At 32.7% G+C, this 25061-nt stretch carries 20 protein-coding genes and 2 tRNA genes; 11 read left to right on the top strand and 11 right to left on the bottom strand.

The features are described 5' to 3' along the window. Positions 1–34: 34 nt before the first annotated feature. Genes GQ47_RS18715 through GQ47_RS18700 form a run of 4 tightly spaced genes read right to left on the bottom strand, consistent with a single transcriptional unit; the run spans position 35 to position 2768 of the window. Entirely contained in the window at positions 35–541 is a 507-nt protein-coding gene (locus tag GQ47_RS18715) for a DUF6702 family protein (protein WP_035651714.1), read from the bottom strand. Continuing rightward, positions 538–1293 carry a hypothetical protein gene (locus tag GQ47_RS18710; protein ID WP_035651712.1) on the bottom strand — a complete coding sequence of 252 codons (756 nt, stop codon included), beginning with the start codon at positions 1291–1293 and terminating at the stop codon, positions 538–540. Before GQ47_RS18710 ends, GQ47_RS18715 begins: the two co-directional genes overlap by 4 nt. Beyond that, positions 1283–2011: a carboxypeptidase-like regulatory domain-containing protein gene (locus tag GQ47_RS18705; RefSeq protein WP_035652072.1), complete on the bottom strand. Its 729-nt coding sequence runs from the start codon at positions 2009–2011 to the stop codon at positions 1283–1285. The genes GQ47_RS18710 and GQ47_RS18705 overlap by 11 nt, the downstream gene beginning before the upstream one ends. Continuing rightward, positions 1998–2768: a carboxypeptidase-like regulatory domain-containing protein gene (locus GQ47_RS18700; protein ID WP_152561056.1), complete on the bottom strand. Its 771-nt coding sequence runs from the start codon at positions 2766–2768 to the stop codon at positions 1998–2000. The genes GQ47_RS18705 and GQ47_RS18700 overlap by 14 nt, the downstream gene beginning before the upstream one ends. Before the next feature lie 164 nt (positions 2769–2932). Between GQ47_RS18700 and pepE the strand changes: the two genes are divergently transcribed. Further along, positions 2933–3640, top strand: a complete 708-nt coding sequence (gene pepE / locus GQ47_RS18695) for a dipeptidase PepE (RefSeq protein WP_152561055.1) — start codon at positions 2933–2935, stop codon at positions 3638–3640. A gap of 135 nt (positions 3641–3775) precedes the next feature. Here the strand turns inward: pepE and GQ47_RS18690 are convergent. Beyond that, a tRNA-Gly gene (locus tag GQ47_RS18690) sits at positions 3776–3848 on the bottom strand. Positions 3849–3919: 71 nt separating this feature from the next. Next, positions 3920–3992 (bottom strand) — tRNA-Gly (locus GQ47_RS18685). 135 nt (positions 3993–4127) lie between these two features. On the opposite strand from GQ47_RS18685, the gene GQ47_RS18680 reads away from it, so the two are divergent. Together GQ47_RS18680 and GQ47_RS18675 are read left to right on the top strand one after the other, a co-directional pair. Then, the gene (locus GQ47_RS18680) at positions 4128–4565 is read left to right on the top strand and encodes a GNAT family N-acetyltransferase (protein WP_035651708.1); all 438 of its coding nucleotides are present in this window, start codon (positions 4128–4130) and stop codon (positions 4563–4565) included. A 1-nt stretch (position 4566) separates the two neighbouring features. Continuing rightward, complete coding sequence (locus GQ47_RS18675; RefSeq protein WP_035651706.1) at positions 4567–6159, top strand: L,D-transpeptidase family protein; 1593 nt, start codon at positions 4567–4569, stop codon at positions 6157–6159. Here the strand turns inward: GQ47_RS18675 and GQ47_RS18670 are convergent. After that, the gene (locus tag GQ47_RS18670) at positions 6148–6870 is read right to left on the bottom strand and encodes a murein L,D-transpeptidase catalytic domain family protein (RefSeq protein WP_035651705.1); all 723 of its coding nucleotides are present in this window, start codon (positions 6868–6870) and stop codon (positions 6148–6150) included. The two genes, GQ47_RS18675 and GQ47_RS18670, sit on opposite strands and share 12 nt — an antisense overlap. Before the next feature lie 322 nt (positions 6871–7192). On the opposite strand from GQ47_RS18670, the gene GQ47_RS18665 reads away from it, so the two are divergent. Both GQ47_RS18665 and gpmI read left to right on the top strand, forming a co-directional pair. Further along, positions 7193–9622 (top strand): DUF5916 domain-containing protein, encoded by a 2430-nt coding sequence (locus GQ47_RS18665; protein ID WP_035651703.1) that lies wholly within the window; start codon positions 7193–7195, stop codon positions 9620–9622. A 139-nt stretch (positions 9623–9761) separates the two neighbouring features. Next, entirely contained in the window at positions 9762–11279 is a 1518-nt protein-coding gene (gene gpmI / locus GQ47_RS18660; protein ID WP_035651701.1) for a 2,3-bisphosphoglycerate-independent phosphoglycerate mutase, read from the top strand. 154 nt (positions 11280–11433) lie between these two features. Here the strand turns inward: gpmI and GQ47_RS18655 are convergent, their stop codons facing one another. Further along, positions 11434–12687 (bottom strand): DUF445 domain-containing protein, encoded by a 1254-nt coding sequence (locus GQ47_RS18655; RefSeq protein WP_035651700.1) that lies wholly within the window; start codon positions 12685–12687, stop codon positions 11434–11436. Between the two features lie 217 nt (positions 12688–12904). Between GQ47_RS18655 and map the strand changes: the two genes are divergently transcribed. The 6 genes from map (at position 12905) to pruA (ending at position 21194) form a co-directional block, all read left to right on the top strand. Further along, positions 12905–13723, top strand: a complete 819-nt coding sequence (gene map / locus GQ47_RS18650; RefSeq protein ID WP_035651698.1) for a type I methionyl aminopeptidase — start codon at positions 12905–12907, stop codon at positions 13721–13723. A gap of 24 nt (positions 13724–13747) precedes the next feature. Then, positions 13748–14521: a class I SAM-dependent methyltransferase gene (locus tag GQ47_RS18645; RefSeq protein WP_035651697.1), complete on the top strand. Its 774-nt coding sequence runs from the start codon at positions 13748–13750 to the stop codon at positions 14519–14521. A gap of 114 nt (positions 14522–14635) precedes the next feature. Further along, positions 14636–17539: a DEAD/DEAH box helicase gene (locus GQ47_RS18640; protein ID WP_035651695.1), complete on the top strand. Its 2904-nt coding sequence runs from the start codon at positions 14636–14638 to the stop codon at positions 17537–17539. Positions 17540–17621: 82 nt separating this feature from the next. After that, a complete protein-coding gene (locus tag GQ47_RS18635; protein ID WP_035651693.1) occupies positions 17622–18881 on the top strand; it encodes a type IX secretion system plug protein in 1260 nt (419 codons plus the stop codon). A 79-nt stretch (positions 18882–18960) separates the two neighbouring features. Further along, positions 18961–19347, top strand: coding sequence for a Co2+/Mg2+ efflux protein ApaG (gene apaG / locus GQ47_RS18630; protein ID WP_012023834.1), 387 nt, complete (start codon positions 18961–18963; stop codon positions 19345–19347). A gap of 221 nt (positions 19348–19568) precedes the next feature. Further along, positions 19569–21194, top strand: coding sequence for an L-glutamate gamma-semialdehyde dehydrogenase (pruA, locus tag GQ47_RS18625; protein ID WP_035651692.1), 1626 nt, complete (start codon positions 19569–19571; stop codon positions 21192–21194). 90 nt (positions 21195–21284) lie between these two features. Here pruA and GQ47_RS18620 read toward each other — a convergent pair whose 3' ends face one another. Genes GQ47_RS18620 through GQ47_RS18610 form a run of 3 tightly spaced genes read right to left on the bottom strand, consistent with a single transcriptional unit; the run spans position 21285 to position 24814 of the window. Continuing rightward, positions 21285–23024, bottom strand: coding sequence for a CocE/NonD family hydrolase (locus GQ47_RS18620; RefSeq protein WP_035651691.1), 1740 nt, complete (start codon positions 23022–23024; stop codon positions 21285–21287). A 12-nt stretch (positions 23025–23036) separates the two neighbouring features. Next, positions 23037–23756, bottom strand: coding sequence for a LytR/AlgR family response regulator transcription factor (locus tag GQ47_RS18615; RefSeq protein ID WP_035651690.1), 720 nt, complete (start codon positions 23754–23756; stop codon positions 23037–23039). Then, a complete protein-coding gene (locus GQ47_RS18610; RefSeq protein WP_035651689.1) occupies positions 23753–24814 on the bottom strand; it encodes a sensor histidine kinase in 1062 nt (353 codons plus the stop codon). The genes GQ47_RS18615 and GQ47_RS18610 overlap by 4 nt, the downstream gene beginning before the upstream one ends. Between the last annotated feature and the right edge of the window lie 247 nt (positions 24815–25061).

The following is a 25061-nucleotide window of genomic DNA, read 5'->3' as shown; positions in this document are numbered from 1 at the left end:
AAATAACAATTAAAATGATAATTTCAACTTTCCATTAATACTTTAACACTTCTTTCCTTGAAGATTCTGTAAAAAGAACACTCTTTTTAGTACCGAATGCTGAAATATGTGTAATGTTTTGTTGCTCAGCGTTCCAATCCACTAAAATAGTGTTTTGAATTTCAAGCGTCTTGAATTTATCAATGTCTTTTATTCTGGAATAACAAACTAAAACATCTCCGGATTCTACTTCTTTAGATAAAAAAGTTATTGCCTTTGGCTGACCATTTACCTTTATAATAAAGTTTTCGGCTAAATATTTTTTCAAAAGTTCAACATCTTCCGGAGTCTCTTTTTCTGTACCGATGAATGTTTTTTTATGGTATTTTTTTTCTATTCCATTATTCAAATCGTCTACAAATATGCGGGAAGTGATTTGAATCATTTTTTTTTCAGAGGCATAATTCACCTGAAAAACACCCATATAAAACTTATGAAATGCAAATGCGGAAAGCGATAAAAACAATATCCCAATTAAAGGATAAATTAATCTATTTTTCATTTTTGAACAACGTTCGATTTTTTAAATTCTTTATTCTTATTGATTAAAAAGTCAATCAATTCAAATTTTTGATCAGGATTAACGTGTCTTTTAGATTCTGGATCATTAGAACAATACATTAAAAACAAATCTATTTCGTCTTCTTTTAATTCTAAGGTTTTAGTAAAAAAATCAGGCTTGAAATTATCTTTGGTGTAAGCAACAAAAGCAATATCTGATATTTCTTCTTCTTTTACATCGTCTTTTTTCCTCAAAAGTTTTTTGACATCTTTAAAGATTCTAACAAAATCAGTTCCGTATTTAATAGTCTGATCAGAGTACATGGCCGTATTTTTCGCAGTCGACTGTTTGTCATCTTCGAACTGCATATCCACAATTGCCTGTGACCCTACTCCCAATGATTTAACTTTTAATTCTTTATGAACAACAACTTCTTTCAGTTGATTGTTTACCAAATCCAATGATACAGTAAAAAGAATTTCAGCACAATCTTTTTCAGTCAGCACAATTTTTTTGGACTGAAAAGCCATTCCAGTAAACACTAAAGTGTCTTTTGGTCTTGCCAGAATATCAAACAATCCTCCAGCGCCTATAAACGTTCTGGTGTTCGCATTAATATTCATTACATGACCACTTTCTATTGATAATGATGTATTTACCACTTGTCCATGAAGTGGTATCCTGGCCGTATTTTGCCCCAATGCAATTTGACAAAACAAGCAAACAACGAATACTGATAAACTATTTTTCATTTTCGAGGATAATTAAATATTTTCTGGCTAAATCTGTGATTAAAAACATACTCATTGTTTTGTTCTTTGTATTCAAAGATACGGCAAATTGAGCATCATCCACACAAAATAATTGAAATCCTTTGATGTCATCGGCAGGAATTTTCAATCTTTCCGTATAATAATTCTCTTCAAAAAGATATTCTAATTTCCTGAAAAGCATTTCTTTTTTCTCCACAACCACTTCTTTTTTAAGCATTGCAGTACGTCCAGAAATTTTATTCAATATTTTATCAATTGAGGTCGAAGTGGCTGTGTAAACCTTTCTCTCTGCAGGCGTGTACGTTTTTTGTCCATAAGGAACAATTCCAAGGTTTTCAGTAGTAATAGAGGGATTTTCATTTACAACAACCTCCTTCAACTCAATTTCTTTAGCCGACATTTTGATCTGAAGTTTATCCAGAACCAAATCTTCGGCAGTAATTCTATGTTTAAGCGGATCTAAATTTACAGATGAGAAAACAAGCACATCACCTTCCTTAACAGCAATAGAAAACGTTCCGTTTACATCTGAAATTGTCGAAACCTGTGTTGTATTATTGATAATATTCACGCCATCAACAGAAGTTGATTGCTCAAAAATTTGCCCGAGAATTTCTTTTCTGACCAAATTTTGCCCAAAACCAAACTGAATCAAAAACAAAAAGAAGATTATATGTAAAGTATTATTTGATTTCACTTGCAATCATTTCTTTATATTTAGTAGCCAATTCTGCTAGCAAAAATTCGGTTGATGTTTTATTTTTTGAATTTAAAATAATGGTAAACTTATCATTTTCAATCGCATAATATTCAAAACCTTTTACGTATTCCAAAGGAATTTTCAATCGGTCAACAAAATGTTCTAAACTGAACATTCGCTCCAAAAGCTTCATAAAAGCCTCTTTTTTCTCCACTTCGGCTTCTTTTTTAAGCATTGCTGTTCTTCCTGAGAAAAAATTCAGCAATGGATCTGCCGAAATAGATCCTCCTGCCATACCATTACTACTGTTCGCTTCAGGATTTAAAGCTGTTGCCGTATGCAATCTTCTTTCAGCCTGAGTATATGTTTTTTGTCCGTATGGAACAATCCCTAGTGACTCCGCATTTATTCCATTATAATTTTTAACCACAACTTCCTGTAATTGATGCATAACCATACTCAATCTAACAGTAAAATTAATATCCGAAAAATTATCCGCAGTTAATAAAATTCTCTTTTCATTAAATTGAATTGATGAAAAAACCAGCGTATCACCTGCATTTGCCAAAATCGAAAAACTCCCTAAAGCATCAGTCACAGTCATTGCTTCAGTCTGAGCATTAACCACATAAACACCTTCCAGATCAGAATTTCCGGAAGCGATTTTTCCGCTGATTAAAGTTCGTTCCTGAACTTGCGAGCTAACATTTTGCCCCCAAACAACAAGTAAAAAACAAGCAATTTTATTTATCAAAATAATGAAAATTTAAAATTATTCTTAAAGCCGTAAAAATATCTTAATGTATTCCAAATTTAGTATTAAGAACTTGGTAAAAATATGTTAATTAAACTTCGGGAATCGTCATCGAACTCAGAGTTTTTAATATCTTTAGCATACAGAATCTGATTTTAAAAATTATGAAAAGCGTTATTATTGCCAGCACTTCTACTCTCCACGAAGGCAGTTATTTAGAGTATTTATTACCAACATTACAATCTCATTTTAAAAATTGCAAAAATCTTTTATTTATTCCGTATGCTCGTCCTAGCGGCATTTCACATGACGATTATACTCAAAAAGTTTCTGAAGCTTTTGCAAAAATCAATATTACCGTAAAAGGAATTCACGAATTTGAAGATGCTCAAGAAGCTATTAAAAATGCAGAAGGAATTTTTACAGGCGGAGGCAACACTTTTTTATTGGTAACACAATTATATAGACACAATATCATACAACTTCTTGCTGAAACCGTTAAAAACGGAACGCCATATTTAGGGACAAGTGCCGGAAGCAACATTTGTGGTCTTTCAATGCAAACTACAAACGATATGCCTATTATTTATCCTCCAAGCTTCCAAACTTTAGGATTAATTCCATTCAACTTAAATCCGCATTATTTAGATCCAGATTTACAATCAAAACATATGGGAGAAACGCGCGAAACCAGAATTAAAGAATTTCATGCTTTCAATTCGATTCCTGTTTTAGGCTTAAGAGAAGGAAGCTGGCTGGAAGTAAAAGGAGAAAAAATCACTTTGAAAGGAAATCTTACGGCGCGCTTATTCAAACAAAACGAAACCCCGGTTGAATTAGAAACCGAAAGCGACTTAAGCACTTTGAAATAATTTTTCCACCATATAAGTTATATAAGTTCATTAAATTAAAGCTTTAACAAAAACTTACTTTACTTATATAACTTATATGGTTTTAAAAAGGAATAAAAACAAAAAAGCCTCAAACAATGTTTGAGGCTTTTGAAGAGCGAAAGACGAGGCTCGAACTCGCGACAACCAGCTTGGAAGGCTGGAGCTCTACCAACTGAGCTACTTTCGCATTAACAGGGTGCAAATATAAATAATTTTAATTTCTAAAAAAATAAAAATCTAAAAATTATTTATTTTTAGAGCGAAAGACGAGGCTCGAACTCGCGACAACCAGCTTGGAAGGCTGGAGCTCTACCAACTGAGCTACTTTCGCATTGGTGGTGCAAATATAAAAAGAAAGTTAAGTTCAAAACAAGCTTTTTGGCAAAAAAAATCAATAAAAATCAACAATAATTTATAACCCATTTAAAATTAAAAAGTTATAAATTGAAAAAAATTAAAAAAAACCATGAGTATTATTAAAGAAATCCCATCAAAAGAAACTTATATCGTTCGTCAACCTGTTTTAAGAGCAGGAAAACCTATCGAAAGCTGTATCTTTGAAGGAGACGATTTAGAGACAACACATCATTTTGGCTTATTTGAAAACGAAAATTTAACAGGAATTATTTCGTTATTCTCACAAATCAACTCTATATTTGCCGAAAAAAATCAAGCTCAAATTCGCGGGATGGCCGTTTTAGAAACGCATCAAAAAAAGGGTTTTGGAGAAGCTTTAGTTCAATATTGCGAAGCTTACTGTAATGAAAACAAAGTTGATTTGATTTGGTTTAATGCAAGAACCGCAGCTGTTGGCTTTTATAAAAAAATGAATTATCAGACTCTGGGTGAGGCTTTTGATATTAAAGATGTTGGCGAACACTATTTGATGTATAAAAAATTATAAAATGAAGAAACTTTACTTTTTTTTGGCAATATGCATATTTATCGGTTGTAAAAAAGAAGAGCCGAAAATCATTCCTATTGTCAAAAAAAAGGCTCCGGCAATTATTCTTACAGATGAAAGATCAGTCGAAATTGATACGGCAATAATTGGTTCATATAAAAGTGAAACACTTAAACAATTTTATAGTTCATCTGAAAATAAAACAGTTTGGGGAAATCTAAAAAAAAGAACTTATGTTTTATCACAATTGCAAAATTCGGATAAATTAGGCTTAGAACCAGAAGATTACAAAGCTGAACAATTGCAAAAATTTGAAAAAAGAATTAGTCTGCTTAACGATACCGAATTAGCAACTTATGACATTTTACTGACTTATAATTTTGAAAAATATCTAAATCATCTTTTCAAGGGAAAGTTAGACCCTAAGAAATTATACACAGATTGGGATTTGGACGAAAAAACTCTTGACGTGAATGATGTTCTTATTAAAGCTTTCAACAAAAATAAATTAGATAGCATTGTAGACAACATTCAGCCAAAATCAGAAACTTATAAAGAATTGCTTAAAGCGCTAGAAATCATTGATACTTTTCCAGATGATGATATCGAAAAAATAACTACTGATTCTTTGACAAAAAAAATAAGTTTAAACGAGAGCAATGCTGCGCTAATCAACATCAAAAAAAGACTGCTGTTTTGGGGAGATATGACTGGAAAAGACAGTTTGACTACCATTTACAACAAAAAAACATTTGAGTCAATTAAAAAATTCCAGGAACGACACGGCTTAGCTTCTGACGGAGTTATTGGTCAGGGAACAATCAGAGAGCTCAATTATTCCAAAGAAAAAAGAAAACAACAAATCATTGCCAATTTAGAACGTTGGAGATGGTTTACAGCTGATTTTGCCGAAAATTATTTCATAATCAACATTCCGGATTACAGCTTAAATGTGGTTGAAGAGCAAGATACTACCTTAGTTAGAAATATTGTTGTTGGAACCAGCAAAAGAAAAACACCTATTATAACATCAACATTAAGAACAGTCGTTTTTAACCCAACCTGGACAGTTCCGCCGACTATTTTAAAAGAGGATGTTGTTCCGGCAATGAAGCGTAATCGTAATTATTTAGCCAATAAAAACATTACTATATATGATACTTCAGGAAATGTTGTTGAGCCAAATTCCTGGAACGAAAACAAACCTAACAATTATCGATACGTGCAAAGTCCCGGCTACACTAATTCATTGGGCGTTATGAAAATTTTATTTCCAAATCATCATAGTGTTTATTTGCATGATACCAATCATCGTAACTATTTTGGAAGAAGCAACCGTTCTTTAAGTTCCGGATGTGTTCGAATAGAAAATCCTTTAGAACTGGCTGAACATATTTTAAACGATACAGTGCGATTTTCAAAAGTGAAAATTGACACTATAATTGCTTCTAAAAAAACAATGAGTTTCAAGATCACAAAAAAATATGCTTTATATCAATGGTACTGGACAGCTTGGAGCAAAAAAAATCAGCTCATTTTCAGAGCTGATATTTATAATCTGGATTCGGATTTGTATGCTAAATTAAGAGATTAGCCTTTCTTCCATCGAGAAACTTCTTGATGGATGATAAATATACAAACACGATTTACCTTTTATTGTTTCAATTATTTCGTCTCTCAATTCAAAAGGAATAGCAGGACAGCCTTGGCTTCTGCCTAATCTTTTGTGATTTCTTATAAAAGATTCTGACACATAATCGGCGCCATGCATTACCACTCCTCTTTCACGAGCATTGCTATTGTATCCTCTTTCTAATCCATCCAGACGTAATGAAGCTCCATGTTTTCCTTGATAAATTTCGCCTGTGGCATAAAAACCAAGACTGCTTTTATAAGACGAATTGTTATTTGAAAATGAAGAAGCAAATTCTTCTCCGGTATTTCTTCCATGAGCTACCAACGACTGAAACAAAATAGTATTAGTTGACAAATCAATCACCCAAAGGCGTTTACTATTTGATGACATACTAAAATCAATCAGCGTTAAAATGTCTTTTTGAACTACTCCTCTTTCTTTTAAAAGGTAAAATCCTTTCAAAGCTTCAGAAAAAGTTTTAAGTTCTGGCAACTGAAAATGGTTTGCGTTTAAATTGTCATACACATTTTCAATTTTAGCATCAACTGTAAGTTTTGCAACTTTAGCAATACTTTTTGTTGCTGTAGTTTTAATTTCGGGAGTGCTTTTTGAATCTTTACCAAAAGACAACAGGAAAAACACAAACAAGGGATAAATTTTGTAAATCATTGAATTTCTTTAGGTTAATACTTAAATTTGGGTAGGGCAAAAATATAAAAAAATTAAAGCCTCTGAAACTCAACACAGTGAATCCGTGCTTTTTTACTGAAATTTTAACAGAATAATAGTAAAAAATTTGCATTTTAGTCGAAAAACTGATTTTTTTGTAAGATATTTACCACTTGAAAAATCCAAATGTTTTTGATCCTTTTCTTAAAGAAAATACAACTAAACACTATTTTTGGCAATTAAAACTGTAACAATTAAAACAAACCGAAGTCTATTACTGCAGTAATAACATTTTGCTCATTTTATTTCCTATTATAATTTCATGAAAAAATTAGTTTTTTTAAGTCTTCTTCTATCCACTTTTTGGAGTTATAGCCAAAAGAAAGTTCTTCAGGCTCAATCTACTGTGGAGTCCATTTCAATTGATGGAAAACTAGATGAAGCTGCTTGGGAAAATGCGCCAATTGCAACAAATTTTATCATGTTTGAGCCGGATAACGGCAAACCAATTCCGGAAGGAAAAAAAACGGAGATAAAAGTTCTTTATAATAATGATGCTATTTATATTGGCGCCATGATGTATGATGATGAGCCAAATAAAATTTTAAAAGAAATATCACAGCGCGATAATTTTGGAACTGCCGATATTTTTGGCGTTTTTGTAAATGGCTTTAATGACGGACAGCAAAATTTTGAGTTTTTTGTTTCTGCTGCCGACGTTCAGGGCGATTGTATTATGACAGACGCAATTGGAGAAGATTATTCCTGGGATGCTGTCTGGCTGAGTAAAGCCCGTATTACAGACAAAGGCTGGATTGTCGAAATTAAACTTCCGTATGCAGCGCTTCGTTTTTCTGCAGAAAACAAACAAACCTGGGGAATCAACTTTTTTAGAGAAGTAAAACGTGAACGCAAAAAATACACCTGGAATTTAATTGATACCAAAATTGGAACTTTTACCCAACAAAATGGAGAGTTGGCCGGAATTGAAAACATCAAACCTCCTACTCGATTGTTCTTTTTGCCGTATGCATCTTATTATTTAAACGCAGCCGACGGCCAAAAAACATATGGCCAAATGAAAGGTGGCATGGACATTAAATACGGAATTAATGATGCTTTTACACTTGACGCCATTTTGATTCCAGATTTTGGTCAAACAAAATACGACGATCGAATTTTGAATCTTAGTCCGTTTGAACAGCAGTTTAATGAAAATCGTGCTTTTTTTACAGAAGGAACTGATTTGTTCAAAAAAGGAAATATCTTTTATTCTCGAAGAATCGGAGGAAGTCCTTCAATTGATCCCGATTTAAATGATAATGAAAAAATCATTGAAAATGTTCAAAACGTTAATCTTATTAATGCTTTGAAAGTTTCAGGAAGAACTAAAGGAGGATTAGGAATTGGCGTTTTAAATGCTGTTACCGAAAAAACCTATGCAACAATAAAAGATACGATTTCAAACGCTACTAGAACCGCAATTGTTGAACCTTTGACTAATTATAATGTTTTGGTTCTTGATCAGCGTTTTCGAAAAAACTCATCCGTTACTTTTATCAATACAAATGTTACCCGAAATGCCCATTACAGAGATGCGAACGTAACCGGTCTGGCTTGGGATTTAAACACAAAAGCAAATACCTACAGTTTATACGGAAATGCAAAATACAGCCATATCAACATGGAAGAAGATAAAAATGGTATTTATACAACCATTGGTTTTGCTGAAACAAGCGGGAAATATCGTTACAGCGTTGGTTCTGATTTTGTGACGAAAGGCTATGATCCTAATGATCTCGGAATCAATTTTTATACTAATTATTACAACTTTTATGGAAATGCCAATTATAGAATTCTAAATCCAACGAAGCTTTTCAATAGTTTTAGAGTCAACTATAATATGTATGCCGAATTCAATAAAGAATCTGGACTAATTCAAGACAACAGCGTTAATGTGAATGTAAACCTGACCACTGTAAAAAATCATTATTTCGGTATGGGATTTACAGTTTATCCAATGGAATCACATGATTATTATGAACCGCGAGCTGATAACCGATATGTAATTATTCCAAGAAAATTTGAATCTTGGGCAAGTCTTTCGACTAATTACAATAATAAATTTGCATTAGACTTAAATCCTTCTATCTCAATTGCCGACGAACCTGGAAGAATGGCGTATGGAGTTGATGTAGGTCCGAGATATCGTTTTAATGACAAATTATTATTAACTTATTATTTTAGTTTTTTCAGAAAAAACAATAACAAAGGATATATTGACAATGTAGATGGAGATGACAATGAAAGTACGCCAGACAATATTGTTTTTGCTAATCGAAATGTAGTTACTTATTCTAATACTCTTGGCGGAAAATACGCCTTAAACAGTACAATGACTTTTAATTTATCGGTTAGACAATATTGGTCGTATGCCGAAAATTTAGCTATTTTACAATTGGAGCAAGATGGCACTTTAACTCCTTATCCTGAATATACTGATAACAAAAATTCAAGTTTTTATTCTTGGAATGCTGATTTATCCTATTCATGGTGGTTTGCTCCAGGAAGTCAGGTTTCTGTGTTATATCGCAATAATGCCGACAATTTTGAACGCATTATCGACAAGCAATTCAAAGATAACGTGACGGCCTTGCTAAATAATGACGCTTTAAAACATGTTTTTTCAGTAAGTGTCAAATACTTTATTGACTATAATGCTGTCAAAAATAAGATCAGAAAAAGAGCTTAGCGTGAATTAATTTTAAAAAAAAAGTCCTTCTTTAATTAAATTATTATTTTTTAATACGCTTCATTTTATTAAATATAAATGTATCGCGGTCTTCTTGCAAAGTATAGAAATGACTTATCTTTGTAGAAAACAAAAAGTAATGAACAAAAAAGTTATCCTTATGATTTTAGATGGTTGGGGAAAATCTCCTGACCCTAAAGTATCTGCAATAGACAATGCAAATGTTCCTTTTATAAACAGTCTTTACAAAAATTACCCAAGCGCTCAATTAAGAACTGACGGATTGAATGTTGGTTTGCCTGAAGGACAAATGGGAAACAGTGAAGTTGGCCACATGAATCTTGGTGCCGGCAGAATTGTATATCAGGATTTAGCCAAAATAAATTTAGCTGTAGCACACAAAACACTTGCGAAAGAACAAGTTTTGATTGATGCTTTTACTTATGCTAAAGAAAACAATAAAAAAGTACACTTTTTAGGATTAGTTTCTGACGGAGGTGTTCACTCTCATACTTCTCATTTACGCGGTTTAATTGATGCTTCACAAGAATATGGTTTAGATCAGGTTTATGTTCACGCTTTTACAGACGGACGTGATGTTGACCCAAAATCTGGAGCAAAATACATTCATGATTTGGATGAATATATTAAAGATACTCCAGTAAAAATCGCTTCAATCGTTGGTCGTTACTATGCAATGGATCGCGACAAACGTTGGGAACGTGTAAAATTAGCTTACGATTTAGTTGTAAACGGAGTTGGAACTCCATCTAAAAACGCTGTTGCAAGTGTTCTTGCGAGCTACGAAAAAGATGTTACTGACGAATTTATCGAGCCAGTTGTTATTGTTGACGAAACCGAAAAACCACTTGCAACAATTGTTGAAGGTGATGTTGTAATTTTCTTCAACTTTAGAACAGACAGAGGACGTGAACTTACTGAAGCACTTTCGCAACAGGATTTCCACGAACAAAATATGCATAAACTAAACTTGTATTATGTAACATTGACAAACTACGACGAAACGTATCAAAACGTAAAAGTGGTTTACAATAAAGATAATATTACAGAAACACTTGGTGAAGTTTTAGAAAAAGCGGGTAAAAAACAAATCAGAATTGCTGAAACGGAGAAATATCCACACGTGACATTTTTCTTTTCTGGCGGAAGAGAAACTCCTTTTGAAGGCGAATCAAGAATTTTAAGAAACTCACCAAAAGTTGCTACTTACGATTTACAACCTGAAATGAGCGCTTACGAACTTGCGAATGCTCTTGTTCCTGAACTAAACAAAGGTGAAGTTGATTTTGTTTGTTTAAACTTTGCAAACGGAGACATGGTAGGACACACCGGAATTATGGAAGCTGCAATTAAAGCTTGTGAAGCAGTTGACGCTTGCGCGAAAAAAGTGATTGACGCTGCTCTTGCAAACAATTACACTACAATTGTAATTGCCGATCACGGAAACTGCGAAACGATGATCAATCCTGACGGATCTCCAAATACGGCGCACACAACAAACCCAGTGCCGATTATTTTAGTTGACAAAGAATTGAAAAATATCCAAAATGGTGTTTTAGGTGATATCGCTCCTACTATTTTAGAATTGATGGGAGTAGCACAACCAAATGCAATGACTTGTCATTCGCTTCTGTAATCTCTTAAACCATATAAGTGATATAAGTTCATTTAAACAGAACTTAAAAAAATCTCGCAAAGACGCGAAGCCGCAAAGAAATTCAAACTTTGCGTCTCTGCGACTTTGCGAGAATTATTTTATAAAGGAATTAAAGCTTTGGAAATTTTCGGCACTAAACTGATAGTAAGTGATACAACTGCTCAACGCCATAAATAACAAGTCCAATAACTCCTCCTACTAAAGTTCCATTGATTCTGATGTATTGAAGATCTTTCCCTATTTCTAATTCTAGTTTTTCAGAAACTTCTTTTCCGTCCCAGCTTTTTACAGTTGATGAAATTAAATCTCCAATTACTTTTTTATTATTCAAAAGAACCGAAAGCATATCATTTTTAATGAAATTATTGATTTTGTCAATCATGATTGGATCTTCTTTGATTCCGTTTCCAAAAGTCTGAATTAAGTTTGAAATACTGTTTTTAATCGAAGAATTATCGCCCTTATCTAAATCATTGGTTATTGAAAGTTTTATTTCATCCCAAATGCCATTGATGTAATCCTGAACTTCTTTTTTTCCAACAAATCCCAAAATCATATCGTTGATTTTAACTCTCATTTCTTCGGAGTTTTTCACCTTTTCCAGAAAGTTAAAAATATACTCATCAATCTTTAAACGCACCGCACTTTCAGGTTTTTTGGCTTCATTTAAAAAATCCTGCAAACCATTAAAAACTCCTTCTGTAATACTTTTGTCAGCAAGACCAAAACTTAGTAACGGTGTTGAAGCTTTTACTTTTTGCCTGATTAAATCTTTATTGTTAGTCAATTCACTGCTCATCACCTCAAGAAGATTCGTCAGCATTTGATTTTTTAATTCTCCTTTTTGCAAAGGTTCTAAAGCAACTGCAACCCAATTTCCAAAATTAATCCCTTCCATTTTTTCTCTGAACTGCACTTGGATAAACCGCTTGACATCTTCATCTTTTATCGTTCTTAAAATGCCGGGAATAATATTTACTGCCACGACATTGGCTATTGTATTTGCATTTTCTTCTTGCGAAATCCAATCAGAAGCTTTGGTTGCAAAATTGAATTCATCGAGTTTAATTTCTAATTTTTCCCGATTCAGGAATTCTTCCGAAACAAAATTTCCCAAATTCTCTCCAATTTCATTTTTCTTGGTCGGAATAATTGCGGTATGCCAAATCGGAATTCCCATCGGATGACGAAAAAGCGCTACGACAGCAAACCAATCGGCAATTCCTCCAACCATTGCTGCTTCACTAAAAGCCTGCAACATCGGAATTTTAAAATAAATTGCAATTATAAAAAGAAGCACCGCGAAACCTAAAAGCGACAAAGCTGTTGCTTTCATTTTCTTTAATGCTTTTACTTTTGCTATATCCTGATCCGTCGAAATTTCCATGATTTTGACATTTTACTACTAATTTATGGCTTTTTTCTGAGATAATTGCTCGTTCTTGTACTTTAAACAGCCACGAATTCACGAATTTCTTTTAAAAATTAATTAATTGATTTGTGTAATATGCTTTTTAAAAATTTTGTTTTGAGATAATTCGTGAATTCGTGGCGAAAAATTTTAATTAAAAATTGTACTTTTGCGAACTGAAAATGGGAAAAATATGATTATCCAAAAAACTAGAGAGGAAATCGAATTAATGCGCGAAAGTGCTTTGATCGTATCTAAAACATTAGGAATGATTGCTTCTGAAATTAAAGAAGGAGTTACTACATTATATCTTGACAAATTAGCCGAAGAATTTATTCGCGATCATGGTGCGGTTCCAAGTTTCCTTGGATTGTACGATTTCCCGAATTCCCTTTGCATGAGTCCAAATGCTCAAGTTGTTCACGGTATTCCTAACAATACGCCTCTAAAAAGCGGTGATGTTATTTCTGTGGATTGTGGTGCTTTCAAAAATGGATATCACGGCGATCACGCATACAGTTTCGAAATCGGAGAAGTTGCGCCAGAAGTGAAAAAACTTTTGCAAGTAACAAAAGAATCTCTTTACGTTGGAATTAGAGAATTTAAAGCAGGAAATCGCGTTGAAGATGTTGGAAATGCGATTCAAAAATATACTGAAGCTCACGGTTACGGAGTGGTTCGTGAATTGGTTGGACATGGTGTTGGGCAAAAAATGCACGAAGAACCAGAAATGCCAAACTACGGAAAACGCGGACGTGGAAAGCTTTTTGTTGAAGGAATGGTTGTAGCAATTGAGCCAATGATCAACATGGGAACCAAAAATATTAAACAACTTAAAGACGGCTGGACAATCTTAACTGCTGACGGAAAACCTAGTGCGCATTTTGAGCATGACGTTGCCTTAGTTGATGGAAAACCAGAATTATTATCGACTTTTCAATACATCTACAAAGCTTTAGGAATCGAAAGCAATGAAGAAGATGAATTCAGAAAAGTGCCATTGGTTCTATAATAAAAACAACCCGAATCTATTCTTGTGAAAAAATTATTTAAACTTGTACTTAATACAATCCCGCGTCCATTATTAATTCGTTTGAGTTATGTGGCACGACCAATTTTAGCATTATCTTTAAAAGGAAGTAAATATACTGACCCTATCGACGGAAAAAGTTTTAGATCTTTTCTGCCTTACGGATACGGAAAACAACGTAATAACGTGCTTTCACCAAGCACGCTTTCTTTAGAGAGACACCGTTTGCTTTGGTTGTATTTAAACGATCAGACTGATTTTTTTACAGCGCCTAAAAAAGTATTGCATTTTGCTCCGGAACAAGCTTTTTACAAAAGATTCCGCAAGCAAAAAAACTTAGATTACACTACAACCGATTTGCTTTCGCCTTTGGCAGATGTAAAAGCAGATATCTGTAATTTACCTTTCAAAGACAACGAATACGACGTTATTTTATGTAATCACGTTTTAGAACATATTCCAGACGACACAAAAGCGATGCAGGAATTATATCGTGTTTTAAAACCAGGCGGAATGGCAATTTTACAGATTCCACAAGATTTATCACGCGAAGTTACGTTTGCAGATGACTCGATTACAGATCAAAAAGAACGTGCTAAAATCTTCGGACAATACGACCATGTTCGTGTTTACGGACGCGATTATTTCGATAAATTAAGAAGTATTGGTTTTATTGTAATTGAAGAAGATTACACTAACAAAATTGCACCAGAATTAGTTGAAAAATACTGTTTGGCAAAAGGCGAAATTATTCCGCTTTGCTTTAAACAGGAAAACTAATTTTTTCACCATATAAGTTCATTTACAAAGAGTTTTCAAATTATTGATATTTTGAAAACTCTTTATTTTTTTAGCCCAATTCCCAAAATACAAGCCTAACCAAATCCCTAAACATTGGAACCTACAAAATCATTTCAGTTCTGTTTTGACATCAGTTTTGAAAAAAATCTGAATGCTTATATCCCAACAGCATACATTGTTGAAAATACCAGCGAAATCAAATATCTGAACAAAAAAGCAACAAAAACTATAATTGAAAGTTTCGGAATTGACTTCGAAAATTTAGATCCAAATTCAAAAAGAATTCTAAACATTTGCGAATCTTTAAAACCCGAATTTATTTTCAAAAAATTCGGAGCAAAAATCAAATCCGCTAAAACGATTGCCGATTTGCAGAAAGATTCCAAAATTGATTTTGCCATTCGCCAGCATTTAAAAATCAATTTAAGTCCGTTTTACGATTTAATAGTAAAGGAACAATTTCCTTTATCTATTAATTTAGGACCCGAAAAAGATTTTTATCGTTCAAGAGTTAGCGTAGAACCATTAGATTTTGACCCTCAAATTCAATTCGACAAACACGCTGAAGGCATCACTTACACTCTTTCATTAAAAGAAAATGAAAATACTTTTTTGCCAATGAACAAAAGTGCTGACATTCTTTTAGATGAACCAGGCTGGTTAATTATTGATAAAAAACTAGGGCAGTTAAAAGAATTAAATGCTAAAAAACTGACGCCTTTTTTAAAGAAAAAATCAATTGAAATTCCTTCAAAATTGGTTGATGATTATTTTAAGAATTTCATTCCGGAAATTGCTAAAAAAATCGACATTGATGCCAATGGTTTTGAAATCGAACTTCGCGATCAAATCGTTTCCTGCACGATTCAGCCTGTTTTTGATTTCTTTAAAAACTGTTATTATCTCAATCTTTATTTTGATTATAACGGATATGTTTTTGACGGAAGCAAAATCAAAAAGACACATTCATTTGTTGATTTTAGTGTAGTAAACGAGCCGAGAATAATTCAATTTAAACGAAGCTCAGATGAAAATTCATATACCGATAAATTGCTCGAAATTGGTTTAGAAAAAATCAAAAACGAATTATTTGGATTGAAATCAGACGCTGAAACTTCTGATCCTTATGTTAATATCCAACTCATTATTGATAATAAAGAAAAACTGGAAAGTTTAGGTTTTACCATTCAAAATTTAAAACTCGAAAGCAAAGAAATCATTACAGAAAGCAATACAATTTCGATTGCAAAAGAAACAAAAGCAGATTGGTTCGACATCAAAATCATCATTACGATTGGCAATTACAAAATCAATTTCAGTGAAATTATTCCGAATATAAAAAGCAAGGAAAGGCTTTTCCAATTGCCTGACGGAAACTATTTTTTGATTCCGTTAGAATGGTTCAGCAAATATGGTTCTTTGGCAAAATTGGCCAAAACAGAAAACGGAGCGTTACTTTTGCGCAAAAGCAATTTCACTGCTTTAGACGGAATTTCAGAAATTGACAATGATTTAGACCAAATTCATCAAGCTGAATTTACAGCTTCAGATTTAATAAAAGCAACTTTAAGGCCTTATCAGGTTGATGGAGTAAAATGGCTTTTGAAGCATTTTAATTCCAATATGGGAGCTTGCCTTGCTGATGATATGGGACTTGGAAAAACTTTACAGACTTTATCAGTTTTGGTTTCTGTGCAGGAACAATTAGGTTTTACAACCAAAACAACCAATTTCGATTTGTTTGCCAATGAAACTACTATTGAAAGAGAGCCATTAAAAGCTTTGATTGTTTTACCTTCTTCATTGGTTTTTAACTGGTTTAATGAAGCTGGAAAGTTTACGCCACACTTTTCTAAAATGCAATATGTTGGCAATGACCGAAAATCATTAGCAAGCAGAATAAATTCAACCGATTTAATTTTTACAAGCTATAGCATCATTCATCGTGATATTTCTATTTTAGAAAAATACGATTTCCGTTATTTGATTTTGGACGAAAGTCAATACATCAAAAACAAAAATTCCAAGATTTTTAAAGCCATAAATAAAATCAGTACTGGGCATAAAATTGCTTTGAGTGGTACGCCGATCGAAAATTCGCTTGACGATTTATGGTCGCAAATGCAGTTTATCAATCCGGAGATCTTAGGAAGTTATGCTTTCTTTATTGAAAACTTCAAAAATCCTATTGAGAAAAAACAGAATGAAGAAGTTTTAAGCGAATTAAAAAACCTCATCGCTCCTTATATTTTAAGAAGAACCAAAGAACAGGTTTTAAAAGATTTACCAGAATTAACGGAGCAGATTTACTATTGTGATATGGATCCTGAACAGGAAAAATTATACGAGAAAGAAAAATCCAAAGCTCGTAATTTCTTGCTTAAAACCGACTCAAGTCCAGATAAAATCAGCATTATCAATACTTTGATGAAACTGCGACAATTGAGTAATCATCCCAAAATGGTTGATCAGGAATCTGAAATTGATTCGGGAAAATATATTGCCGTTACTAATTATCTTGAAAATTTAGTCAAAGCAAAACAAAAAGTAATCATCTTCAGTTCGTTTGTTACGAATTTGACTTTCTATACCGATTGGTGTAAAGAACATAAAATAGAATTTTGCGAAATTACAGGAGAAACTCCAGCAAGTAAAAGAGAACAAGAAGTAAAACGTTTTCAGGAAAAAGAAAATCCGTTGTTGTTTTTTATTTCGCTTAAAGCGGGAGGCGTTGGATTAAATATTACCAAAGCTTCGTATGTTTTATTTTTAGATCCTTGGTGGAATCCTTTTGCAGAAAAACAAGGTATTGGACGAGCGCACAGAATCGGGCAAATGAATAAAGTCAATGTGATTCGTTTTATTTCGAAAAATACAGTTGAGGAAAAAATCATCAAACTGCAGGAAAACAAAAAATTATTATCCGATTCTCTTTTAGAAGAAAGCTATATTAATGATGAAATTGAAGGCAATTTAGAATATATTTTGGGTTCATAATAAATTGTTTCAAAAACCAATAAATTGGCATCTTATTACGTTTAATAAAATTCTTATATTTACAATCTTACAACGTAATACGATGCCAAAATTTTTATTTCAAAGCCTTCTCTTGCTCTTTATTTTTACTTCGGCGAAAGCCCAGGAAGTACAAAATGAAATAGATCCTCCTTATAACATAAAAACGGCTTCATTTGTTCAAAATGATAGTAATGTTGTTCCGATTTTTGAATTAGGATCTGTATTTTCATTTCAGTTTGATGATTTATTTGGCAACGAAGCAAATTATTATTTTGAAGTGGTGCATTGTGATTATAATTGGATTCCGACCGACATTCCAAAAACAGATTACATTCGGGGTTTTGACAATCAAAGAATTACTGATTATTCAAATTCATTTAATACACTTCAGGGCTATTCGCATTATACATTAACTTTTCCGAATCAATTTACAACTCAGCTTAGAATTTCAGGTAATTATATGCTGAAAATTCTCAATGAAGACCGGGAAGTTGTTTTTTCCAGAAAGTTTGTTTTATACGAAAATCATTCAACAGTTGCCTGTTTAGTAAAACGAACAAGAAACCTCAGCAATATTGACTTTAAGCAAAATCTCGAATTTACGATATTGTCAAATGATATTGTTTTTCAGACACCTTTGCAAAACATAAAAGTGCTTTTGTTGCAAAACGGAGATTTTAAAACCAGCATTAAAAATGTCCCACCACAATATACTATTGGAAATCAAATGGTATATAAATATGATAAAGAAACACAGTTTTGGGGAGGCAATGAATTTTTATATTTTGAGAATAAAGACATTCGTGCAGCTAGTAACAATGTCGCCAAAATGGGCTCGAACAATGATGTTTACAGTTCTTATTTATACACCAATCATGCAAGAGGCAACCAAATTTATACGGTTTATGAAGATGTAAACGGAAATTTTGTTGTGAAAAACATCAACGGATTTAAACAAGAAATCGAGGCCGATTATGCCTGGGTTTATTTTAGTCTTTCTGCTCCGGCTTTTCAATTAAACAAAGACATTTATATTGCCGGAATGTTCAACAATTACAGCCTTTCACCAGAATATAAAATGGATTATAATTCAGATAAAGGAATTTTCGAAAAAGCCGTTATGATCAAACAAGGTTTTACCAATTATCAATACAGAACAGTAGATAAAAAAGGTAATATTGATTATGAAAATGCTGTTGATGGAAATTTTTATCAGACTGAAAATGAATATACCATCTTGGTTTATTATAAAGAAAGTTCTGATCGTTATCAAAGAGTGATCGGAAAAGGAAACGGAAACTCAATAAATATCGTTAATTAAAACAATGTTAACGTTTTCACTTCAATCATTTTTTTTCGTAGATTTGCAACTATAACGTACACATATATACTACTTTAGTATGGTTTCTCAGATTACAAGAGGCATAAAAATATCAGTTTTAACTAGTTTTGAAGGTACTTACTTCAAAAACTACAAGATTCATTTTGCTTTTAGCTACGTAGTTACGATTGAAAACCACAGTAAAGATTCAGTACAATTGACTTCGCGTCATTGGGAAATTTTTGATTCTTTAAATGATTTAGATATTGTGGACGGCGAAGGCGTAATTGGAAAAAAACCGGTTTTAAAACCAGGTGAAAACCACACTTACAGTTCTGGTTGTTTATTGTCATCTCCTTATGGCGCTATGAAAGGTCATTTTAATATGATTAATTTCACTACAACTAAAACATTCAAAGTTATTGTTCCTACTTTTAGAATGTGCGCTCCTTTTGCATTGAACTAATTTAAGGTTCGTTTCTGTTTTTTTTATTTTTCAAAATTCAAGTAAACATTTTTTTGTCTAAATCTTTTTGATTTTAAGCAATTAAATATTGATTATTTTAGAAACTAAATCATTCCCTTATTAAAATTCAACTTTTTAATATTGTATTGTGATAAATTCAGATTATCATTTGTACTTTTGTAAAAAATTAAACAAATCGTAATTTTAAAATAATTTATCCCATGTTAAAAGGATTCTTTCATGTACCAAAAGCGGTAAACGAGCCTGTAAAAGGATACGCACCGAACTCACCAGAAAAAGCAGCAGTTCAGGCAGCTTATACCACAATGTGGAATTCTCAAATCGACGTTCCATTACACATTGGAAGCGAAGAAATTAGAACTGGAAACACAAGAAATATTACAGCTCCTCATGATTACAAACACGTAGTTGGGAAATATCATTTAGCTGAAAAACAACATATTGAAAAAGCAATTGCAAATGCTCTTGAATCAAGAAAAGCATGGGCAAATATGGCATGGGAACAGCGTGCTGCTATTTTCTTAAAAGCTGCTGAACTTATCGCAGGACCATACAGAGCGCGTATTAACGCAGCTACAATGATTGGTCAGTCTAAAAATATTCATCAAGCAGAAATCGATGCTTCTTGCGAGTTAATCGACTTTTTACGTTACAATGTTGAGTTTATGACTCAAATCTACAACGATCAGCCAAAATCAGATTCTTCTGTTTGGAATCGTGTAGAATACAGACCTCTTGAAGGTTTTGTTTATGCTATTACTCCATTCAACTTTACTGCAATCGCCGCTAACCTTCCTGCAAGTGCTGCTATGATGGGTAACGTTGTGGTTTGGAAACCAAGCGACAGCCAAGTATTTTCAACTAAAATCATTTTGGATGTTTTCAAAGAAGCAGGAGTTCCTGATGGCGTTATCAATGTAGTTTTTGGAGATGCTTTAATGATTACAGATACTGTTTTAGCGAGCCGTGATTTTGCTGGTGTTCACTTCACAGGATCAACTCATGTATTTAAAGATATCTGGGCTAAAATTGGAGCAAACATTCACAATTACAAAACTTACCCAAGAATCGTTGGTGAAACTGGAGGTAAAGATTTTATCATCGCTCACCCAAGCGCAAACGTAAAACAAGTAGTTACAGGAATTACTCGTGGAGCATTTGAATTCCAGGGACAAAAATGTTCTGCAGCTTCTAGAGCTTATATTCCTCAAAGTTTATGGCCAGCTGTTAAAGAGCAATTAATTGCTGATGTAAAATCTATGAAAATGGGTTCTCCAGAAGATTTTGGAAACTTTATTACTGCAGTTATCCACGAAGGTTCTTTTGACAAATTAGCTAGTTATATCGACCAAGCTAAAAAAGATGCTGATGCTGAAATTATTGTTGGTGGAAATTACGATAAATCGGTTGGATACTTTATTGAGCCAACGGTTATTGTAACTACAAACCCAAAATATACCACAATGGAAACTGAGTTGTTCGGGCCAGTTATCACGATTTATGTTTACGAAGATGCTAAATGGGAAGAAACTTTAGAATTAGTTGACACTACTTCTGAGTACGCTTTAACTGGAGCAGTTTTCAGCCAGGATCGTTATGCTATTGAGGTGGCTACAACGAAATTGCAAAATTCTGCTGGTAACTTCTACATCAATGATAAACCAACTGGAGCTGTTGTAGGAATGCAACCATTTGGTGGAGCAAGAGCTTCTGGAACTAACGATAAAGCAGGTTCTGCATTGAACTTATTGCGTTGGGCTTCTCCAAGAACTATCAAAGAAACTTTTGTAACTCCAGAAGATTACAGATATCCTTTCTTAGGTTAATTTTTAGTTTCAAGTTTAAAAATGTTTCAAGTTTCAAGTTGGAAACTGTATCTATAAAAAAGCCGAATCTTCAAGATTCGGCTTTTGTTTTTATTTCCAGATTGGAATTTTCACAAAACTATCATTGTACCATTTTATTTTTAATGGCTCTTTTGCGTCTTTAATGCTTTCTTCAGTGACTGTTTTTCCGGTTCCGTAATTTATTTCTGAAAACGGATTTTTATTTATATTTAATGTGATTAATAATCTACTTCCTTTACTTAATTGTTTGCTTACCAAATGCGTGTTCGAAAAAAGAATCGATTCAATAGTATCTGGTTTCAACAGATTTCTTTGGGTAATATCTTTAGCATAACTCGCACGGCCAATAAAATAAGCCAAATTAAAATAAGTTCCATCAGGCATTACTTCGTACAAAGTCACGCCAATATCCATATCTTTTTTATTGATGCTCGCTTTGATTTCTCCTAAAAATGAACCATTCACCAGCAAAGGTTCTTTTATTGGCTCGCTTATAAAAACATACCCGTTTGTTGTATCAACTTGGTCATTGATAATTGGATCTGGATAATAAAAATTATTACTGTGCACTCTATCAGCAAAATCAACCTCTTGTGGCAAATATCCTTTTTTAGCAGGTTTCTTGCTATTCAATGAATAAAAATCACCCGATTTGTCATTGCTCAAATAAAATGTTAGAAAGCCGTTATTCATTTTATCTATAGACGAAGTACTTCTCCATTCATTCGCTCCCATCACTTGGTAATTAACTCTATCTTTTAAAATTTCGGGTTTGGGTTTATTTTTAAAAATATAATCAAACCATTGATAGGTTATTTTATTCGTATTAATCAAAGCATCTGCATCAACTTTATAATCATTCAGTACAGCAGTTCCTCCTCTTTGCGCACCAAAATGACTATACGGACCTATAATTAAATACGAATCAGCTTTAGGATTATATTTATGAAGTTCTCTTAAATAATATAAACTCGAATTCTGAGAATCATTGTAATAGCCATCGATTGCCAAAATAGGAATATTTATTTGAGCGAAATCTTTTTTGTACGGTCCCATTTTCTGCCAATATTCGTCAAAAGAAGGATGTTGAATCCATCGTTGAAAAAGCCTATTCGGAATTCCATCAATACTATCGAGTTTTTTATAAGCCACTCCTGTTTCCCACCAATTAAACTGCATTTTTCTAAAACGCTGTCTATCATTTCCTGCGACGGTATCCAGATATTTATTATTTCCAACGTAAAATGACCATTCGTAATTTGGGTTTATAAATACATTGTTTTCCATTGGCAAACCCATTCCTGCTTTATTAGCAACATAAGGAACTATCGTTTTAAGTGCCGGATGCATTTTTTTACAAGCTGCCCATTGTGTTAATCCATTATAACTTCCGCCATACATTCCTACTCTTCCATCACACCATTCTTGTTTACTGATCCAGTCAATAACATCATAAGCATCATTACTATCATTTTCATAAGGAAATATTTCGCTGGGACTAAAGCGCTTTCCTCTTGAATAAGCAATTACGCCAACATAATCATTGTCTGCAGCAGCTTTTAGAGATTTTAAATCTCTTCCTTCTGAAACATAAATAGTAAATTGAAGTATAACGGGTTTTGGAATCGTAATTCCTTTTTTTCGCACCACGATTGCCGATATAAAAGCGCCATCTCTGGTCTTGATCATCACACTATCCTGAATATTATAAGCGCTTTTTAAATCTTCTGATTTTATTTTATTTGTTTGTTGTGAGAATGCATTTGATATCAATAAAATAAGGAATATAAAATTTAAAGTAGTTTTCATATAATCGTTCTATTAAATTCCGTTGCTGTTTTTAAATTTTACCGATTGACGTTTTGAAACTTTTAATAGTTCTCCGGTTTTTAGTTTTATTTCCAGTCCGCCATCAATTGTTTTGTTTAGATCATGGATGTATTTAATGTTTACAATTTCGGTTCTGTTAATTCTAAAAAAGACATTCTCATCCAACATTTCTTCCCATTGACGAAGAGATCGCCTTTGCATTGCTTTTTTGTCCTGAAAAAAAAGTCTGGTGTAATTTTCCAGCGATTCAATCAAATAAATTTCATCTAACGGAATAAAAAATCGCTTTTCTCCATCTTTAATAAAAATCCTTCGGTTTTGTTCTGCCGAATCATTTAGAGAAGATTTTGCACTTAAAGTGTTTCTTATTTTTTCGATCGCTTTCGAAAAACGTTCCTCTCTTATCGGTTTCATTAAATAATCTAAAGCATTTACTTCAAATGCCTGTACAGCATATTGATTATAGGCTGTAATAAAAAGTACTGCTGGTACATGATTTAAAGATTCTAATAGATCGAATCCAGACTTTTCAGGCATTTCAATATCTAAAAAAATCAAATCAGGCATTTTTGTTTCGATCAAATCCTTTGCATCATCAGCATTTTCAGCCTCACCAATAAGAATAAAATCTTCATATGATTTTAAAGCTTGTTTGATTTCTTCTCTAGATAAACGTTCGTCATCTATTATTATAACTTTTATCTTTTTCATTTTGACGGAATTAAAATTGTTGCCAAAACTGTTTCATTATCCATTTCTTTGATTTCAAAAAAAGCGTTTCCATTATATTGTAACAGCAATCGCTCTTTCAGGTTTTTTATCCCAATACCTGAATCTTTTATTTCCTTGCTGAGTTTGCCTGAATTTTGAACCGTAATTTTCATAAAATTGTTTTCAAGCTCAACTTTGATCGCTATAAATCCGCCGTTTTTTCTTTTTTCAATTCCATGTTTTACGGCATTTTCAACCAATGTCTGAATACTAAAAGGCAGAATTAAATGGGTCAATTCATCTTCATTTATTTCAATTTTGATTTGCAAGCGATCTTCAAAACGTATTTTTTCCAATTCGAGATAATCCTTAACCAGATTTATTTCGTCACTTAAAGGGATTACTTTTCCAATATTGCTAGTTAAAGAATTCCGCAATAACTCAGACAAAAGATCAATCGCTCTTCTCGCAGCATGTGGATTTTCTAAAACCAGAAATTTTATATTATTCAGGGAATTAAAAAAGAAATGCGGATTAAGTTGCGCACTCAGATTATTCAGTTGTGTTTCTTTTATTATAAGTGATAATCGGGCATTTTCTTTTACGGTTTGCAATTCAAGTCTTGAATAGTGATAAAGATGATAAGCCAATACCCAAATAGACATCAATCTCGTTCCTGTAATGAATATTTGCAACTGTATCGATTTAAAAAAAAGTATAAATGGCAAAGAATTGCTTCTTAGAATAAAGAGACGAACCAGATATAATTTACCGGCAATTAAAACTGTATATATCACTGAAAGTAGTAAAACGCCGATAATCATTTTTGGAATTAATGTTTTTAGATTTAATTTATTCCATCCCTTTTTTAAAACAAAATTCCTGTAAAGATGCGTCAGCAGAATACCAATTGAAACATCCAGTATCAAATCTGCAATACCAATTTTCCATATAAAATTTCCGCTAAAAAAAGCCTGAAATCCCCAATACAAAGAAGCTGTACTCCATCCTATGATCTGAATTTTCCAGTAAGTCGATATTGTTTTTGTTATTTTCAAAGTATAAAGATATTAGTGCTGTAGTAAAGGTATTTCTCTAATACAGATTGAACAAATAAAAGTACATGAAAGAAAAATAATAGGTGACGAATGAAATTCATTCTTGATTGCATTAAAATATGCGAGTCTAAATTGGCGAAAGCAAAAAAATGAGACTTACATTTTAGCACTATATTATTTGTAATCTTTTTCTTATTTAATTAAAAATCAGCCGAATAAAAAAGCAAAAAAACTTATTCTATCATTT

Origin of the sequence: Flavobacterium sp. ASV13, assembly GCF_000745775.1 — a bacterium.
Classification (GTDB): Bacteria; Bacteroidota; Bacteroidia; order Flavobacteriales; family Flavobacteriaceae; genus Flavobacterium.
Note: the sequence above shows the minus strand (reverse complement) of the source record. Positions and strands in the feature narration are given on the sequence as shown.